The organism is Viridibacillus sp. NPDC096237 (genome assembly GCF_050278625.1).
Taxonomy (GTDB): domain Bacteria; phylum Bacillota; class Bacilli; order Bacillales_A; family Planococcaceae; genus Viridibacillus.
Genome location: NZ_JBNNTI010000016.1, coordinates 41,597 through 63,303, shown reverse-complemented (window position 1 = coordinate 63,303; position 21,707 = coordinate 41,597). Strand labels below are relative to the sequence as shown.

General features: G+C 38.6%; 4 protein-coding genes. All 4 read left to right on the top strand.

The window, feature by feature from the left end; all coding sequences use genetic code 11:
• Positions 1–20 precede the first annotated feature (20 nt).
• Positions 21–4,496 (top strand): amino acid adenylation domain-containing protein, encoded by a 4,476-nt coding sequence (locus ACQKMD_RS10820; protein WP_427751917.1) that lies wholly within the window; start codon positions 21–23, stop codon positions 4,494–4,496.
• A 515-nt stretch (positions 4,497–5,011) separates the two neighbouring features.
• Positions 5,012–6,475: a serine hydrolase domain-containing protein gene (locus ACQKMD_RS10815; RefSeq protein WP_427751957.1), complete on the top strand. Its 1,464-nt coding sequence runs from the start codon at positions 5,012–5,014 to the stop codon at positions 6,473–6,475.
• An 8-nt stretch (positions 6,476–6,483) separates the two neighbouring features.
• Positions 6,484–7,767, top strand: coding sequence for an MFS transporter (locus ACQKMD_RS10810; RefSeq protein WP_427751915.1), 1,284 nt, complete (start codon positions 6,484–6,486; stop codon positions 7,765–7,767).
• Positions 7,768–7,784: 17 nt separating this feature from the next.
• Positions 7,785–21,674, top strand: coding sequence for an amino acid adenylation domain-containing protein (locus ACQKMD_RS10805; protein WP_427751913.1), 13,890 nt, complete (start codon positions 7,785–7,787; stop codon positions 21,672–21,674).
• The last annotated feature ends 33 nt before the right edge of the window (positions 21,675–21,707 follow it).

The following is a 21,707-nucleotide window of genomic DNA, read 5'->3' as shown; positions in this document are numbered from 1 at the left end:
TTATCAAGAGGAGCAGTGACATGGAGTTTAACTTGACCCATCCGCAAAAACGCATATGGTATACCGAAAAAATTCATACAAATTCAGCTATTCATAATATTGGTGGCTGTTTACAAATGAAAGGCAAAATCAATATGGAATTGTTGGAACAAGCCATTCATGCCGTAATTGAGAATAATGAAGGGATGCGCTTACGGTTCTCTGAAAGATTAGGAGAGCCTTATCAATACGTTAGTGAATACAGACGTTCCAAAATTGATTTTATAGATTTTAGTATTTGTGATCAGCCATTAATTGCTTGTGAAGATTGGGTACAAGAGACTTTTCGAAAAGCGTTTCAATTAGAAAACAGTGATCTATATTACATCGCCATTTATAAAATTGCCGAGAATGAATGTGGTCTTTTGTTTAATGTTCATCACATTATTTCGGATGGTTGGTCAACCAACTTGCTTCAAAAGCAAGTCTGTGATCTATATATCAATTTATTAGAAGATAAGCAAGCTGAATCCGTTGAGAAGTATTCCTATATCGAATACATAAAAAAAGAGAAAGAGTATTTCCAATCAGAAAGATTTCTGAAAAATAAAGATTTTTGGAATAGTAAGTTTAATGATTTATCTGAATATTTTTTATATAAAAGCATTTCCAATACAGAATCTAGACGTAAATCATTTAAACTCGATTATCAAATGTCACTGGAGATTAGGAGATTTATTCAAGAACACAGATCTTCACTTAATACATTCTTTATCGCTGTTATGATGATTTATTATTATAAAGTATTGGATCAAGAGGATATTGTACTAGGTACTCCTGTATTGAACCGTACGGATAAGATGGATAAAAACACGATAGGGATGTATACGAGTACAGTCCCAGTAAGAATGAAGGTAAATCCTAAACTTACTATAAAAGAAATGTTGAAAGAGGTACTTCGAGAATTAAAGCATTGTTTAGTACATCAGAAATATCCGTATGACCTTTTAATTTCTGACTTAGAGTTGAATAAAAAGGGCTACGATAGTTTGTTCAAGGTTTGCGTTAATTACTACAATACGCAATATATAAAAGAGGTTGGTGGTGTACCTGCTGAAGTAAAGGAGTACAATGGCGGAAATCAAAGTAATTCAATGCAATTGGTCGTAAATGAGTGGCAGGAGGATTATATTAATCTTAGTTTTGACTATAAAATAAGTGATTATCGGGAAGAGGAAATCACTAACATGTATGCACACATTCAAAATATCGTAAATCAATTTTTGGGTAATGAAGATATGATTATTGAAGATGTGCAGCTATACAGTGAGAAAGAATTCCATGAAAAAATTTATGCAGCGAACGCAACGAAGATTAGTTATCCAGATAATAAGACGATCCATCAACTTTTTGAAGAACAAGTAGAAAAATCACCTGATCAGGTAGCCCTCTTAAGTGATGGGAAAACCCTCACTTATCGTGAATTGAATGAAAGAGCGAATCAACTAGCTTCTTTCTTAAAAGAACAAGGGGTTACAAAAGAGAAAATCGTAGCTATTAAAGCTAACCATTCCTTGGAGCTAGTTGTGGCTATCTTAGCAGTTCTCAAAGCTGGCGGAGCTTATCTACCGATTGAGCCTAATTATCCTATCGAGAGAATCAACTTCATGTTGCAAGATTCAGAGGCGGTTATTTTACTTACCGATGATGAGTTGCATCATGATCTAGAATTCCAGGGGGCCGTTTTTGATTTACACCAGGAGCATATTTACACTGGGAATAAAACAAATGTAGATTGTGACCAAACATCAAAAGACTTGGCTTATATCATCTATACTTCGGGTTCAACTGGCAAGCCGAAGGGAGTGATGATTGAACACCGAAATCTGGTTCATTATATTTGGTGGGCAAAGAAGACATATGTAAAAGAACAGGAAGTATTCGCCCTGTATTCATCCATCTCTTTTGATTTAACAGTAACATCTATTTTTACTCCACTCATCTCTGGTAATCAAATCGCTATTTATTATGATGATGGCAAGGAATTCATTTTACATAAGATTTTACGGGAGAATAAGGCTACGATCGTCAAACTAACTCCTGCGCATCTCATGCTAATCAAAGATATGGATAATCACCATTCATCCGTAAAGAGAATGATCGTAGGTGGGGACAATCTAAAAGTGGCTGTCGCTAGAGAAGTAGTAGAAAGCTTCAATGGTGACCTGGAAATCTACAATGAGTATGGACCGACCGAAGCGACAGTTGGTTGTATGATCTATAAGTATGATGTGGATAAAGACAGAGATGGTTCCGTACCAATTGGGGTAGCCATTGATAATACACAGATTTATCTACTAGACAAGAATCTCAAGCCAATCGCTACAGGTTTACAAGGTGAACTGTACATTTCGGGAGATGGCTTAGCGAGGGGTTACTTGAATCAAGCTGAATTGACCAGCGAACGATTTATTCAAAATCCGTTTATCCCTGATATGAAAATGTATAAGACAGGCGATATCGCTAAATATCTCTCAGATGGAAACATTACATACATTGGCAGGAGCGACCACCAGGTTAAGATTAGAGGCTATCGAATAGAACTTGGTGAAATCGAAAAACATTTACTAGAGCATCCGTTCATCCATAACATCTATGTTACGGATAGAGAAAATCGAACAGGTGATAAATTGCTCTATGCCTATTATGTGAGTGAGCATGCATTCGGCAGTCTTGAGTTGAAGAATTGGTTATCAAAATATGTACCAGCCTATATGGTTCCTAATATTTTCATTCGCCTCGATGAAATACCATTGACGATTAACGGCAAAGTAAATATGGCTTTGTTGCCTGTAGAGGATGACAGCGACAAAACGACTACTAACGCAAGCAGCATTCAAGAAATAGAGCTTGTCAATGTTATGCAAGAAATCCTTGGAATTAGTGAAATCAGTATGAGTGATAACTTTTACCAGCTCGGAGGAGACTCGATCAAAGCGATTCAAATTGCTTCTAAGTTAAAAAACGTCGATATTGACATCAATGTAAAGGATATTCTTTCTAAGGAAAGTATAGAGGAAATCGCTGCGACGATGAGCGTGAGAACGGAAAGAACTATTGTCAATCAAGGTGTTTGTGAGGGAGTCATTCAGAAGACACCGATTATAGAATGGTTTTTTGCTCAAAAATTCAAGGAGATGAATCACTTTAACCAATCTATATTGTTATCGTGCAAAAATAATGTCGATAAAAAGCATATTCAGACGGCGGTAGAGAAGCTGATTGAGCATCATGACATTATAAGAATGACTTATGATCAAAATACAGGTGGACTGTATTACAGAAATGATTTTAGTGCTGATGCACACAAGATTGATTATTTCGATCTATCCCATTTATCTAGCAAAGATCAATATAGAAAGATCACCGAACTAGGGTATCAGGTGAAAGCTAGCCTTGATCTGAGTACAGGCCCCCTATTTAAGGCAGTTATTTTTAATTTGGGAGAGGCAGGACAAATTCTCTTATTTACAGCACATCATTTGGTTGTAGATGGTGTTTCGTGGAGAATACTCATTGAGGATTTTTCGACTATTATCCAACAGTTGCATGACGAAAAGGAAGCAGTTCTCCCTCTAAAAACAAATTCGTTTGCTGATTGGTCGATAGAGCTTCATGAATATAGCAATCAGATTTTGCAAACGGAAATTGATTATTGGAAAGAGCTTTTAACCAAGGATGCCTATTTCCCTGCGGAGTGTGATCTAGGGGAAGATGATATAACTTCTGCTTCAGTGGTACAGGTTGAGCTAGATGAGCAACTTCTGCATGAGTTCACCCAAAAAATCAACGAGATTTATGGGCTCACCTTGCATGAAGGGTTAATCATAGCTTTGTTATTAACAATTCAACAAGAAACCGATCAAGTAGAGATTATGATTGAGCTAGAGGGTCATGGTAGAGAAATGATTCACGAGGAAATCGATGTATCTCGAACTGTTGGATGGTTTACAAGTATGTATCCGGCTTATTTCACCATACAGAATGAGGGCATGGATAATAGAATCAAGCATTTGAAAGAACAATTAAGAAACATACCAAACAAAGGGTTCCATTATGGAATCCTGCAATATTTAAAGAAAGAATTTACATCGGAAACACAAAAAGGTGTACGATTCAACTATTTGGGTAATTTCGATAACTCTCTAAATAGTGACGTATTCCAGCTCTCTCCTATAGATTGTGGAGTAAATATCGGGTATGACAACCATCTTACTGCAATGTTAGATATTACAGCCATGATTGTGAATCAAAATTTCCGCATGGAAATCACTTACAGTCAGAATAAATATCATTCGGAAACGATGCAAAGGTTCTTAAACAACTATATGGAAACAATAAAAGAAATAGTAAAATTCTGTGCGGACAAAAATGAAAAAGAGTTTACTCCTTCAGATTTTAATCTAGATCTTTCTCAAGATGACTTAGATAGTTTATTCGATATAGGCGAAGAATAGGACCCATTGAGAGCTACTGTAATAACTATGAGGGATAGGATCGGTGACTACTCCCCACTAAAGCAAGTTTGAAGTGGGGGCTTATCAGTTCCACGACGAAAGCAACTTTTCGTCTCCCTGAGCATTACTTAGGGTTGTTCCAACCCTAGATGTTTAACTTTTGGACGCTCTTTAGTACGGTTGGTATTTTTATGCAGGAACCGAATGGCTTGATTTTCGCACTCTATTTACTTCTTGAAACCTTATAGATCAAGTTATCAAAGAACTTCATCTAGTTAGTTTATCAAAATTTTTTAGCTATGCTAAACCGAAAGAATTTTTCTACCTATTGTCTTACATATGCTTGAATCAGGAGAATTCTTTCGGGTAATTCGTAAAAAAGTTTTGTTGTTCAAATAAACCAGAATGATAATTTACTAATGAATAGAGGGAACTACAATATGTATAGGTTCAGGAAGATGATAGCGGTATTTGGCATTTTGTCTGTTTTACTTTCGATAGGAGCACCGGTTTTGATGGCACAGACAAGCGAAGTATCTCAGCAGCAGATTGAACGAGTAGCTGATTACGTCCAAGAGCGGATGAATCAAGCTAAAATCCCTGGTGCGGCTGTAGTTATCGTGCAGGGGGATAAACTTCTTTATAATGGAACATTTGGCCTGAGTGATATGGAATCAGGACAGGCGGTAAAGTCGAATACTTTGTTTGAACTTGCTTCCACCACTAAAGCTTTCACTGCTCTTGCAATTTTAAAGCTAGAGCAGGAGGGAAGAATTAAAACTGACGATGTGGTAACAAAATACATTCCAGAGTTTCACATGTACTACCAAGGGAAGAAGACTGAGATTACTGTAGAGCAATTGTTAAACCAAACTAGCGGAATTGCGTTCAAATCGATAGATAAAATCCCTGAGGGTGCGGCCGATAATGCACTGGAGAAAACGGTACAAACCTTAATAGGAGAAGAGCTGCTAAGCGCACCAGGTGCTAAGTTTTCATATGCGACGATTAATTATGATGTTCTGGGATTAATTATTCAAAGAGTAACAGGTCAATCTTATGAAGCCTATATGACGGAGCATATTTTAAAACCAATCGGAATGAACAACACCTATTTATTAGGAAAAGAGACTTTGCCAAAAGAATTAGCCACAGGATATAAAGTCAATTTTCTTCAAGCACGTCCTTACGAAGCGCCCGTTTACAGAGGAAATACACCTGCAGGTTATATCATTACGAATGCCGATGATATCGAGAAATGGTTGAAAGTACAGTTGGGAACCGCCTCTCAAAGTCCAATAGACAATGCTTTAATCATGAAGTCACATGAATTCGACAAAAAGTTATTGTCGGAAGGAGAAGGTTGGATTTATAAGGAGGGTTGGTATATCGAGGATAATGGGAAGAGAGTCTATCACAACGGAAATAATCCTAATTTCTCTTCCACGATCTTTTTGGAGCCAGATAATCAGCTGGGCGTAGCCTTATTGGCTAACATGAACTCGGATTACACTTATTCCACCGTTAAAGGTATTATGCAAATTCTGAATGGTCAGGATGCCAATCAGAGCGCTTCTGATATGTATTCGATGATTGATCAAATATCGGTTGTGCTTTTGTCTATCATGTCAGTAATCATTATTGTGGTATTTGTATTCATAACACGATTTTTTGTTCAGCTATCTAAGAGTAAAAGAAAATTTATGGCTCCGAATATAATCATAATCTTAAAAATCTCAACTTACCTTGTATTAATAGTAGCTGTTGAATGGTTTATTTATCAAATTCCTCAATTGTTTTTTAACGGAGTTGGTTGGGGTTTCGTATCTGTATGGGCTCCTGCCTCCACGATAGTTGCCGCTATTGGGCTGGGAGTAGGAATCGGATTGTTATTGTTATATCTGATTGCAGCCAATCTATTTAGGGTTAAGCAGATCACCTCATCTTCAATTAGTATTGAGGAAATAGAAAGGAGATGACAAAAAAGATGGAAGCAAATGTACAATCGGCTACTAATAAAGCAATTAACTATAAGCAGAACTTCTTATGGTTTACGTTCGGGAGAACCATAACGGTTATGGGGACGAGTGTATTCGATTTTGTGTTGAGTTTGTATGTATTAGATCTCACTGGATCAGTCGCGGCTTTCTCGATGATTCTGAGTCTTTCGATTTTTCCGCAGGCGATGGTGAATATTTTTGGCAGTGTGTTTGTAGATAAATATGACAAGAAACGAATTATGATTTTTGCGGAAGTAACTAGTACCTTAATTTCAATTTTATTTATGTTTCTTTTTATCGGAGGTTTCAAGAGTGTAGTAGCAATCGCCATTCTTGTCATTTTGTTAAATGCGCTTCAGAGCTTCTTTTGGCTAGCTGGAAATGCTTCTATACCAAATATTGTGGGGAAAGATAACGTTGCGAAAGCTAACTCTAGCCTTGAGGGAATTTGGGCGATCGTGAATATACTTGGCCCAGTGATAGGTGCCGTTGTTTATACGAAAGTCGGTATGGATTTTATCTTTTTGACAACTTCTATTGCCTTCGTAATCGGTGCTCTTACCGTTACTTTAATCAGTTTTGAAAAGAAGGAAGAGAATAGAGAACTGAACGAGGGAACTTACTGGGAGAATATGAAAGTTGTATATACCTATTTAAATAGCCAAAAAATATTAAAGTTGTTATTGATCGTGGCTGTGCTAATTAATTTTATTTATAACCCGTTACTATTCTTAGTGTTACCTTACATTACTTATGAAATAGTGAAAGTATCTGCAGAGCAACTTTCCTATATAAGAGCTGCAGCGGCAATTGGTACGATACTTGGGGCGTTATATGTATTTAGATTGAAATCCGGCGACGTCATGTTCAAAAGATTTTTTATATTGCTACAAATGCAAGCCGTATTAATTATGCTTTGGGCATTTCCATCACTGCCCATTTTTAATGATGCTTCGGCCCTGTTCATTACGATCATTTTTGTCATCGTATTGATTACAATTAGTACTTTAAATACAGTTCAGAATATACCTATTCTTGGATATTTTCAGTTGAAGATTCCAGAAGAGATTAGAGCAAGGGTGTTCGGCGTGTTGAAGTCGGCGTTGCTTTTATCTACTCCTATAGGAATCTGGATCTATGGATTGTTCCTACAGTATATTCCGTGGACGTATGTTGTTGTTACATCAGGTTTGATCATATTTACCCTGTGCTTGATTTTAGGCAGAAATCAAATATTTACAAATTTCGTTAAAAACGTGGATAAAGAGTAGATTGGAGGAGCATTTCTGTGATAGATGTGAAAAAGCTTGAGAAGAAAAATGTAGATGTAAAAAAGCTTGAAAAGAAAAATATAGAAGATATTTACCCGTTGAGTCCGTTACAGGAAGGAATGTTATTCCATTATTTAGAGAAACCTGACAGCAAGTTATACTATGAACAATTAGTTTTGACATTAGTTGGTGACATAGATAGTAATCTATTCGCTAAAGCATGGCAGTTAGTGACGAAATCTAATGAAATGCTGAGAACTATTTATAGATGGGATAAATTAGCTAATCCCCTACAAATCGTTTTGAAAGAGCATCTCTTACCTATAACAGAACACGATCTAGCGAGTGAGGCAGATGAGGAAAGAAAGCATCATTTACTTGAGCAGATTAAAATGAAAGATAAAGTAGGGCACATCGATATTAGTAGTGAACCGTATAGAATAACTCTTTGTAAGCTAGAGGCAGGACTTTATCAAATGTTTCTAACGAATCATCATATCCTTTTGGATGGATGGAGCAATGGAATCCTGCTGAAAGAGTTTTTTCAGACATACAATGCGCTGCATGATGGCCAAGAACCACGTGTCATTGTGAAAAATAAATATAAGAAGTTTCTTGAATGGAACCGTCAGCAGGATCAATCGGGGCAAAAGGATTTTTGGGGGCAATATTTAAAGGGCTTTGATACAAAAACGCTTCTGCCGATTAGCAGTAAAATGGACAAAAATATTTCTAAGCCGAGTAGCTACAGTATTACGTTATCGGCTGAAACCAATAGACAAATGCAGAAGGCTGTCAGGGAGTTAAAAACTACTACAGCGACTATTCTATATACAGCATGGGGAATTTTATTGCAGCGATATAATAATACTCTTGATGCAGTGTTTGGAACGACTATATCTGGACGAAATGCACGTGTTGAAGGTTTGGACAACATGGTGGGGCTGTTTATTAATACGCCTCCGCTCAGGGTAAAGGCAGAAAGCAACGAGAGAGTATATGATCTCGTCAAGAAGGTAGAGGCAGGCATACGTGAGAGGGAATTCTATGAAAATACCTCTTTGGTAGATATTAAATCCTACAGTGAGGTTGAGGCGCAGGGCTCCTTGTTTGATTCAATCCTCGTAATAGAGAACTATCCGCTTGAAAAGCAGTTGATGGAAGGGAAAAGTGGATTAAAAGTAATTGATTATTCCATATTTGAACAAACGAACTTTGATCTTACTGTTGAAGTAGAGCTCTTTGATGATATCCAGATTAGGTTTGCTTATATAGAAGGGTTGTTTGATGCTGTAGTTGTACAGAGAATGGCTAAGCATTTCTTGAACATATTGGAGGCTATGATTGGCAACTACGATTTGTTGTTATCTGAGATTGATATTCTAACCGAAGATGAAGAGCGACAAATAAAGATCGAATTCAACGACACAACTGTAGAATATCCTAAGAGCGCCACTATTCATGAACTATTTGAACATCAGGTTGAGAAGCTGCCCGAACATATAGCTGCAATGTGCGGGGATGATAAGCTCACTTATCGAGAATTAAACGAGCGTTCTAATCAACTGGCGAGAATATTAAGAAGCAAGGGAGTAGGTAGAGATACGATTGTAGCCTTGATTGTTGAACGTTCACTCTCAATTATTACGGCTATCATGGCTATTAGCAAAGCTGGCGGTGCTTACTTGCCGATTGATCCTAAATTTCCACAGGATCGTATACAATTTATTTTAGAAGACAGCGGAGCGGATCTTTTGTTGACACAGAAGCATTTGATTCATCACTATTCATTTGATGTACAGATGATAGCTGTGGATGAATCAGCACTGTATGAAGGTGATTCATCTAATCTTAATCCAATTGGAACCTCTGAGGATTTGGCTTATGTCATATATACATCAGGTTCAACGGGTAAGCCTAAAGGAGCTATGATTGCCCACTATTCTCTTGTGAATAGAATAAATTGGATGCAAACGGCATATCCGATTCATGAGTCGGATGTGATTATGCAAAAGACTCCTTATACCTTTGATGTCTCTGTATGGGAGATGTTTTGGTGGGCAATTACAGGAGCGACTGTGTGCTTCCTTGAGCCAGAAGGAGAAAAAGATCCAAGGACTATTGTCGAATGCATAAATAAATACAAAGTAAGCACCATGCATTTTGTTCCATCAATGTTAAACATTTTCTTGGACTATATTGAAGATATGGATGGATTGGCTAAGTTGGAAAGCTTAAAGAAAGTCTTTTGTAGTGGAGAGGCATTGCTGGCGAAACAGGCAGAAAAATTCAACAAACTTTTCTATGAAACAACGCAAGCTCGACTCATTAACCTGTACGGTCCTACAGAGGCAGCCATTGATGTTTCATATTTCAATTGCTCGACTGGTGACAAGCTCGACATTATCCCAATAGGCAAACCAATTGATAATATTCAATTATATATCGTAGATAACATTGGGAAACTTCAGCCTGTTGGAGTTGCTGGGGAGCTATGTATTGCCGGAGAAGGCTTGGCTAGAGGATATTTAAACCGTAGTGAACTAACGGCAGAGAAATTTGTCTCTAATCCGTTCACGCCGGGTACAAAAATGTATAGAACGGGAGATCTTGCCCGATGGATGGACGATGGAAATATTGAGTATCTTGGTAGATTAGATCACCAAGTGAAAATCCGCGGGGTCAGAATTGAACTAGGTGAGATTGAAAAACAATTAGTGGATCATCCGGTCGTTAAAGAAGCGGCTGTCATAGTGAAGAAGGACGATAGTGGAAGTTCTTATTTATGTGCATATGTAACGCGGGAAGAAGAAGTTTCGATAAGAGAACTAAAACAATTTTTGGCAAAAAGGTTGCCGAGCCATAGCATTCCTTCCTTTTTTGTTCAGATGGAAAAATTACCACTTTCTGCTAACGGAAAGCTGGACCGAAAAGAATTGCCTGAACCGGATTTGGTAATGAGCATGGGTGTAGAATACGTCGAGCCTTCTACTACGTTGGAAAAGGAATTGGCGGCTATATGGCAGCAAGTACTTGGGATCGAGCCTATAGGGATTGATCACGACTTTTTTGAACTGGGTGGACATTCCTTAAGAGCGATGACTGTTGTTTCAAAGATTCATAAGGAACTGGAAGTGCATGCCACCGTAAGTCTTATTTTTGAGAATCCAACTATTCGTGAATTGGCAAAGGCTATTGAAAACGCAGATACAAACAAATATACAGCATTACAGCCTGTTGAGATTCGAGAAACATATCCTGTGTCATCTGCACAAAAAAGGCTTTATATTCTAAGCCAGATGGAAGAATCCAATACGAACTATAATATGTCTGGGGCTGTACTCATTGAAGGAAAACTAAGTCGAGAGCGATTTGAAACAACGCTTCAGAGGTTAATCCAAAGGCACGATGGGCTTCGTACGTCTTTTGATAACAATAAAGGCGAAATTGTACAGAGAGTACACGATAAGGTTGATATTAAGCTAGAGATGTCTCAGGCGGGAGAACATGAAATCCCAGAGTTGATGAAGCAGTTTGTAAGACCATTTGATTTATCACAAGCTCCGTTGCTGAGATGCCAGCTTGTAGCAACAGATCAACACAAGCATGTCCTTCTATTCGATATGCATCACATTATATCGGATGGAGTTTCTCTGTCTATATTTATACAAGATTTTATCGATCTTTATGAGGGGAAAGATTTGCCTGAGCTTGAAATACAGTACAAAGATTTCTCTATATGGCAGAATACTATACAAGAGTCGGAGATTATGAAAAGCCAAGAACAATATTGGCTAGATACGTTTGAAGGTGATGTACCTGTATTGGATCTGCCTATTGATGAGGCGCGTCCGCATGTACAAAGCTTTGAAGGTGATAACTTCGCATTTGAATTAGATGTTGAAGATAGCAAGGCACTTTATGAACTGGCAAATGGCACGGGAACTACTTTGTATATGGTACTTTTGTCAGCTTACCATTTACTTTTATCGAAATATTCAGGACAACAGGACATCGTGATTGGATCACCTATAGCGGGGAGACAACATGCAGAGACGATGCGCACAATGGGAATGTTCGTTAATACGTTGGCGATGAGAAATAATGCTCTTGATGAATTAACGTTCAGACAGTTTTTGCAAAACGTAAAGCGTAACTCATTGAAGGCTTTTGAAAATCAAGACTATCCGTTTGAGCTTCTCGTAGAGAAAAAAGTGAAAACAAGAGATGCTAGTAGAAATCCTTTATTCGATATTATGTTTGTTCTGCAAAATACTGAAACTGCTCCAGTACAATTTGGTGATCTTGCGTTCCAGACATACGAGTTTGATGCTCAAATCTCCAAGTTTGACATGACGTTAAGTGCCCGTGAAGAAAAGGGACGTATCTACTTTACATTGGAGTATTGTACTAAGCTGTTCAGACGTGACACAGTTGAGAGAATGGCAACACATTTCCTTTACTTATTAAGAAAAGTACCTACAAACTTGAACAACAGGCTTGCAGAGATCAGTCTCATGTCAGCCAATGAAATTAGACAGGTATTGCATGATTTTAACAACACTACAAGTGAGTATCCAAGAGAAAAAACGTTAAGTGAGCTGTTTGAAGAACAGGCAGAGCAACATCCTGATAGAACAGCGGTAGTGTTTGGAGACAATCGTTTGACATACAAAGAGCTTAATGACAAGGCTAATATAATTGGTGAAGTATTAAGGGAGCGCGGTGTTAGGGCTCAAAGCATCGTGGCTATCATGGCAGAGCGTTCATTGGAAATGGTCGTCGGTATCCTAGGTATCATCAAGGCTGGTGGCGCATATCTACCAATAGACCCAGTGTATCCTAAACAAAGAATGCAATATATGTTGGAGGATAGTGGGTGTAAGCTGCTGTTAGTATCCAGCGATCCACCTGCTGGTATTGATTTTTCTGGTGAATGTCTCGATATCAGCTTGCAGCATCGCAGTCTCTGGGAGACAAAGGCAAGCCAAATTACTACTATTTATAAACCTTCTGATTTGGCTTATATTATTTACACTTCCGGTTCAACTGGGAAACCTAAAGGAACCATGATTGAACAGCGCGGTGTAATAAGATTAGTGAAAGATACGAATTATGTAACGTTTGAAGCTGGGGACAAAATACTTCAGACCGGATCTGTGGTATTTGATGCCTCTACCTTTGAAATTTGGGGTGCGCTATTAAATGGATTGCAGTTGTGTCTTGTGAATGAAGATATCATTTTAGACGCTGCGAAATTGCATAAAGTGATATTGGATCTGGAGATTAGTACGATGTGGTTGACAGCACCACTGTTTAACCAGTTATCCGCAGTCAGACCGGAGATGTTCGAGACTCTTAAATATCTCTTGGTTGGAGGTGATGTATTATCGCCTGTACATATCAATGCGGTGAGGAATAGTTGCAAGGATCTCACCATTCTTAATGGATATGGTCCAACCGAAAACACGACATTTACTGCATGTTTCCCGATTAACAAGGAGTATACAAGTACGATTCCTATCGGTAAACCAATAAGTAATACGAGCGTTTATATCCTTGATAAAAACCATCAACCGTGCCCAGTGGGTGTTCCTGGAGAGTTATTTATCGGAGGTGATGGATTGGCGAGAGGATATTTGAATAATCCAGAGCTGACGGCAGAGAAGTTTGTGGACGTTCCTACTGAGCTTTATGGCGAGCTGGCGATGGATCAAAAGTTGTATCGTTCGGGAGATCGCGCACGTTGGCTGAGTGATGGAAACATTGAGTTTTTGGGTCGTATAGACACTCAAGTGAAAATTCGTGGGTTTAGAATAGAAATTAGTGAAATTGAAACCCGGATTATGAAATATGACGGTGTAACATCAGTTGTTGTTGTCCAGAAGGGTGATGATCATAACAAATATTTATGTGCGTATCTCACATCGGATACAGAACTAAATCAAGAGGAAATCAGAAAGTTTCTCCTGATGGATCTACCAAATTATATGGTTCCTTCGTACTTTATCAAGCTCGACAGATTACCACTGAAAATTAGCGGTAAAATTGATGTGGATGAGTTACCAGAGGTCGAAGGAAATATAGATATAGGATCTTCTTACAAAGGACCATCAAATGACATCGAAGAGAAGCTGATTCCTATATGGGAAGAGTTGTTAGGAATTACAGGCATCGGTGTTACACATAATTTCTTTGAACTCGGAGGGCATTCCTTAAAAGCGGCTGTATTAATGGCGGAGCTGCATAAAGAATTTGAAGTAGAGATACCTCTGCGGGAATTGTTTAAAGGACCAACAATTGAAGAGTTGGCTGCTTATATTATCCATTCAGGAAAACAACAATATGCACCAATCGAGCTTCAAGAAGAAAGAGAGTATTATATAGCATCTGCTGGACAGACGAGGCTGTATATCCTAAGTCAATTCGAAGGAATCGGGACAAGTTACAACATACCTGCGGCATTTATCGTTGAAGGTAAGCTGAATTTAAGCAAGGTAGATCTTACACTTCAACAATTAATAAAAAGACATGAACTGTTACGTACTTCTTTTGACATGGTCGATGGGAAAGTAGTTCAGATCGTTCATGAGAAGGCAGAGTTCACATTAAGTCATTTTGAAGTGGAAGAGCATGATATTGATAATGCTATTAAAAACTTTATTCAATATTTTGATTTACAGAAAGCACCGTTGTTAAGAGTTGGAATCGCCAAGCTTGATGAGACAAGGCATCTACTTCTGTTCGATATGCACCATATCATTTCCGATGGGATAACTATGGGCATATTGGTAGATGAATTTGTTCAATTATATGAAGGAAAAGAATTATCTCCAATTAGCGTACAATATAAAGACTTTTCGCAATGGCAGTACAAACTATTCGAGACAGAGGCGATCAAACAGCAGGAGCAATATTGGCTAGACTCTTTTGCTGGAGAAATTCCTGTTCTTAATCTGCCTTTAGATTATTTGCGACCGGCAGTTCAAAGCTTTGAAGGAAAGAGATTGGCTTTTGAACTGGATAAGGTACTTACTGACAAGTTGAATATACTCGCTAGAAAGACGGGAACCACTCTCTATATGGTATTGCTGGCAAGCTATAATATTCTTTTGCAGAAGTATACAGGTCAACAGGATATCGTTGTTGGCTCACCTATCGCGGGTAGGTCACATGCAGATTTGAAAAAAATGATTGGTATGTTCGTGAATACGCTAGCAATGAGAAATCAGCCCGATGATGAAAAGACATTCAGCAGCTTCTTACGGGAAGTAGAAGAAAATACACTAGCGGCTTTTGAAAACTCTGATTATCAGTTCGAGCAGCTTGTTGAGAAGCTACATATTCATAGGGATAAAGAGAGAAATCCTCTTTTTGATACTATGTTTGTACTTCAAAATACGGATGAACGAAGACTGGAATTAGAAGGACTACGATTTGAGTCAGTCAAACTTGATAATCAAGCCGTGAAGTTCGATATCACGCTGAATGCGGAGGAAAACGGCGGGGTCATACAGTTCCTGTTGGAGTATTGCACAAAGTTGTTTAAAGATGTGACTATGGAAAGATTTGCATCGCATTTTATTTATGTACTTGAGCAAATTGTCCATAATCCTGATCTAAAGCTAGCGGAGATTGAGTTGCTGTCAGCGGTGGAAAAAGAACAGATTTTATTTGGATATAATAGTACGACAGCAGAATACCCAATGGATAAAACGATACAAGAGCTGTTTGAGCAACAGGTAGAAAAAACACCTGAACGTATCGCAGTCGAATGTGAAAGCGAATGTCTGACATATCAGGAGCTTAATGAACGATCGAACCAATTGGCGAGAGTGCTAAGGGATAAAGGTGTAGGTAGAGATGTAGTTGTTGCACTGATCGCAGAACGCTCGATAGAGATGGTTACAGCTATGTTGGCCATTGTCAAAGCTGGGGGCGCGTATCTCCCAATAGACCCGGATTACCCGCAGGAACGTATTCAATATATGTTTGAAGACAGTGGGGCTAGAATCGTATTGACTGAGAAACCGCTGATAGAACGTTTTGCTGAATTAGATGCAGATCTTATCGATTTGAATGATTCGATTTTGTATGAAGGTGATAGCTCTAATCTTAAGAAAATAGGTAGCGCTCAAGATTTGGCGTATATTATTTACACGTCAGGCTCTACAGGTAAACCAAAGGGAGTAATGATTGAACAGCGAAACTTGGTCCATTACATTTGGTGGGCGAAGAAAACATACTTGGATGAAAATGAAGTATTCGCTTTGTATTCTTCGATTTCTTTCGATTTGACCGTGACATCTATCTTCACGCCATTGATTTCTGGTAATCAGATCGTTATTTATTCTGGAGATGGAAAGGAATTTATTTTAGATAAAGTTCTAAAAGAGAATAAAGCAACGATCGTAAAATTAACTCCTGCACATTTAACCTTGATTAAGGATGGGGACAATCGTCATTCTTCTGTGAAGAAAATGATTGTCGGTGGGGATAATCTGAAGGTTACTGTAGCTAAAGAAGTGGTAAATAGTTTCCACGAAGAAATAGAAATCTACAATGAGTATGGACCGACTGAAGCTACCGTTGGTTGTATGATTTATAAGTATGAAACTGAAAAAGATAATGGGGTTTCTGTTCCTATCGGAATACCGATAGACAATACTCAAATCTATATTTTAGACAAGTATCTCAAACCAGTAGCGACAAATTTGCAAGGTGAAATCTATATTTCTGGTGACGGAGTAGCTAGAGGATATTTGAATCAAAGTGAGTTAACTAATGAGCGGTTTATCAATAACCCATTTGTAGATGGTGCGAAAATGTATAAGACAGGGGATATCGCGAAATATCTTCCAGATGGAAATATAGAATACATTGGTAGAAACGATAACCAGGTTAAGATTAGAGGCCATCGAATTGAAATAGGCGAAATTGAAAAGCAATTAGTTAGGCACGAAGCAGTTAAAGAAGCTGTAGTAACTGCAAGAGAGGGAAAAAGTAGCATGTATTTATGCGCATACGTTACTGTTTGCTCTGAGGTTACTTTTAAAGAATTGCGCACGCATCTTTTAAAAGAGCTTCCTGAATATATGGTGCCGACATATTTTGTACAGCTTGAAGAAATGCCGCTTAGTCCGAATGGAAAAATAGATTTGAAGGCATTACCAGAGCCAAGCGGTGACAGCCATACTGAAACAGAGTATATTCCACCTTCCACGCCGCTTGAGGAGCAGCTGGTTGAGCTATGGAAGGAAGTTATCGGTCTAGATAATGAGATTGGTATTCAAGATAATTTCTTTGAAATAGGAGGACATTCTCTGAGTGGTGCCGCTTTTGTGTCCAAAGTGCACAAGCATTTAAATGTAGATCTGCCGCTTAGCGAATTATTTAATAGTCCAACGATTAAACAGTTGGCGGATTACATTGAATCCAAGGAGCGCACTTTACACACTTCCATCAAGCCTGCTGAGCCTAGAGAGTATTATCCAGTATCCTCTGCGCAGAAGCGACTGTACATTATTTGTCAGTTCGATAGCATTGATACGAGCTACAATATGCCAGTGGCTATGTCTCTAAAAGGCAAAATAAATATGGATAGGCTGGAGGAAGCTGTTAAAAAGCTGACACAAAGACATGAGGCACTACGTACTGCTTTTGAAATGGTCGAGGACCAGATTGTTCAAAGAATCCATAGTGATGTGGGTGTTGTCATTAGTCAACTGCTGGGTACAGGACGAGATATCAGTGAAATTCAAAGAGAATTTGTTCGTCCGTTCGACTTATCCCAAGCTCCATTGTTCAGAGTGGGACTTGCTAAGATTGCAGAGAATGAGCATGTACTATTGATGGATATGCATCATATCATCGCAGATGGTCTGTCTATGAATATAATGATTCAGGAATTCACCGCTTTCTACCAATGTAAGGAGCTTCCGGAGCCTGGAATCCAGTACAAAGATTTTGCAGTATGGCAAAATGATGAGTTGCAGAAGGAAGCATTAAGAGAGCAAGAAGATTATTGGTTAGAGGTTTTGGGGGATGAAATCCCAGTTCTGGAGCTACAAACGGAAGGGCCACGTCCTGGCGTACAAAGTTTCAAGGGAACCAGGTTGGATTTTGAGCTGGACTCGTCATTAAGCTCACATCTTAAAAAGATGTCAACTGGCAATGGAACAACATTGCATATGCTTATGCTATCGGCATTTTATACCTTACTGTACAAATACACTGGTCAAGAAGATATGGTAATAGGTACTCCTATTGCTGGTAGACATCATGATGACTTGAAAGATATGATCGGCATGTTTGTCAATATGTTGCCTTTGAGGAATCAACCTTCGGGCGAAAAGACATTTATGCAGTTCTTACAAGAAGTAAAACAGAATACGCTGTCGGCTTATGACAACCAGAATTATCAATTTGATGACCTGGTAGAGAAGCTAAATCTTCAGCGTGATCTAAGTAGAAATCCATTATTTGATGTCGTGTTCTCACTGCACAACAATAGTCAGAACATCAACCACATGGGTGATCTGGACCTAGACTTCTATCAATTGGAAAGTAATACTGCTAAATATGATCTATCCATGGATGTTCTTGAGCGTTCGGATAAGATATCGTTTAGCCTAGAATACTGCACGGATTTATTTTCTAAGTTAACGATTGAAAATCTCGCAAGCCACTATGTAAACATCTTGAATGAAGTAGTTCAATCTCCTGAGTTGAAGATAAAAGACCTAGAAGTGCTTTCCGAAGCAGAGAAAAACAAGGTTTTACATGAGTTCAATTCAACTGAGATGACTTATGAACATGATCAAACCATCCACACACTGGTTGAAAAGCGTGCGTCAATTACACCGGACGAGATTGCTTTGGAATGCAGGGATGAAAAAATGTCTTATGGCGAATTAAACAGCAAAGCAAATCAATTAGCTCACCGTCTCAGAGAATACGGGATTTCGAGAAATGAAATTGTGGGAATCATGGCGGAGCGTTCAATAGACATAGTTGTGGCAATACTTGGAGTGCTAAAGGCAGGAGGAGCTTATCTGCCTATCGATCCTGATTATCCAGAGGAAAGAATCAAATATATGCTCAAGGATAGTGAAGCAAAGCTGTTGCTAACATATGGGCATCTAGCAGGTCGAGCAGATTTTGGCGGTCCTGTTATAGATATTGGTGATAAGGCGCATTACACAGGAGATGTGCATAATCCTGCACATATTAATGAAGCAACAGATCTTTCTTATATTATGTATACTTCGGGATCAACCGGGAATCCGAAGGGCGTAATGCTCACGCATCGTGGTGTCATTAATATATCGGGATATTATAATGAAATGTTTGATTTAGAGCTTCATAAACATATTGTTCATATGGCAAACGTTTCGTTTGATGCTTCAATCGTCGAGATCTTTCCGCCGCTAATCTATGGTATGACTATCTTTATCCTTGAGAAGGAACAGGCACTTGATCGAAGAGAGTTTATCAAGTTTGTTAAGGACAAACAGATCCAAATCGCACAGTTTGTCCCTGTTACACTGAAAGAACTCTTGAGTTACGATGAGAAGCCAGAATGCTTGGATATCGTTCTAGTTGCTGGAGACAAGCTCGACGACACGTTAAAAGCTGACATTCTTTCTAAAGGATATCAGTTGACCAATCATTATGGACCTACAGAAGGAACTGTAGATTCTATAGTTGCAAAATGTGATCCTTTCACAACAACAATAGGGAAACCAATCGCTAATACAAGGGTTTACATTCTTGATAAGGATGATAATCTTGCGCCGATAGGAGTTCCAGGCGAGCTGTGTATTGCTGGTGATGGAATTGCCCTTGGATACCTTAACAACCCTACGCTTACAACTGAAAAGTTTGTTCCAAATCCTTTCCAATCTGGAGAGAAAATGTACCGAACGGGTGATCTTGGGTGCTGGGAACACGATGGAAACATCAAATTCCTCGGTCGTAAGGACAATCAGATCAAACTTAGGGGCTACAGAGTAGAACCTGGAGAAATTGAAGAGCAGTTACTGAAGATGGATGAGATAAGAGAAGCAGTGGTTATCGATCGCACGGATAAGACTGGCAGCAAATATTTATGTGCTTACATTATTTCTGAACAGGAACTGGATCTACAAAAGATCAAGCATTATCTATCACAGGAGCTGCCTGATTATATGATTCCGGCTCGATTCATGCGGATTGACAAGATTGAACTTACCTCCAGTGGTAAGGTGAATCGGAGAGCTTTACCTGAACCAGATAATGCTTTAGATAGCGGGATAGAGTATGTTGCCCCTACGAATGAGACTGAGAAAGATTTAGTACAAATGTGGGAGCAAATTCTAGATGTAACGGGTATAGGTATCAACCATAACTTCTTTGATCTGGGAGGACACTCTTTAAAGGCAACAATCCTTGTGTCCAAAATACATCGAGAGATGAATGTAGTCGTCCCACTGAACAATATATTTAGTAACCCTACTATTAGCGAGCTTGCGCAATATATCTTGGGAGCGGAGTACAGTCAGCATATCGCTATTCAACCAGTGGGAGAAATGCCGTATTATCCTGTATCTTCTGCTCAGAAGAGAATCTACATTATGTGGAAGATGAATGAGCAATCTACAGCATATAACATGTCGTCAGCTATGATGCTTGAGGGAGAAATCAACAAGGTCAAGTTTGAAGATGCAGTCAAAAAACTTGTTGCTAGACATGAAATACTAAGATCTTCGTTTGAGTTGATTGAAGGAGAGCCTGTGCAGATTGTCAAAGCTGATGCTGGACCTGAAATTCAATTTTTGGAGGCAAAAGAAGAAGAACTCAAAGAGTTGGCGTTACGATTCGTTAAGCCATTTGATTTGACGGTGGCTCCAGTGTTCCGAGCAGCGCTGATTACAATTGAGCAAGACAAGCATCTGATGTTGTTTGATGTACATCATATCGCATCTGACGGTATATCTTTGTCTATTATGTTAAAAGATTTTGCTAGTTTCTATGGGGGAGAACAATTAATTCAACCGACCTTGCACTATAAAGATTATGCTGTATGGCACAATGCTTTATTGCAATCAGAAGAAATTCAGAAATCTCGACAGTACTGGATAGATAGCTTTAAGGACTTTGCTTACACAGAGTTGCCTATCGTAAGAAATTCTTTCGGACAGCGACAAGACGGGGTTGTTAAGCAAATTCTGCTAGATTCCCAATGGACAGAGGCGATTGATAATTATTGTAAAAAGAATTCTATTACAAGTTCTGTGCTCGTTATGGGTGCCTTCCAGATGGCTCTGTTGAGAGTCTTGGATCGAAGTGAGCTTACGGTAGGTGTCTCTGCAGCAGGCAGAAGACGTGAAGAGGTTGAGAATATGCCGGGTATGTTCCTTAACGTTTTGCTCGTCAGCTCTAATCTGAATCATTGTTCTACATTTATCGACTATCTGTACCAGCTTCGTGATAGGTTGGCACAAGGGCAAGAGCATCAAGATTATCCATATGAATGCATCTATGCCGATGCTAAGGAAATATTGAATTTCCGTCCTGAATCTTTATTTACGATTCTATTTAACTATTTGCCATTTAAGGATAATAAGACATGGGAGTTTAAAGGGTTTAATGTTCAGCCATATGCATTTGAACAGATAGAACCTAAATACGGACTTACGCTCTATGTTGAAGAGCAGGAGGACAGCATTACATTGGATTACTTGTTCAATAGCAATATTGATGAGTCGATGATGATGAATCTAGTAAATGGCTTTAAGACTGTGCTTGAGACTGTTCTTGAGAATGATAGTGTCTCAATTGGTCAGATTTCCTTACAGTCAAAAGAGATAGCCAATACATTCTTAGAGGATTTTGACGCAGAATTTGATAATGATGATTTTGTTTGATAGTAAGATAAAAACTTCCTTAAAGTGAGAGGG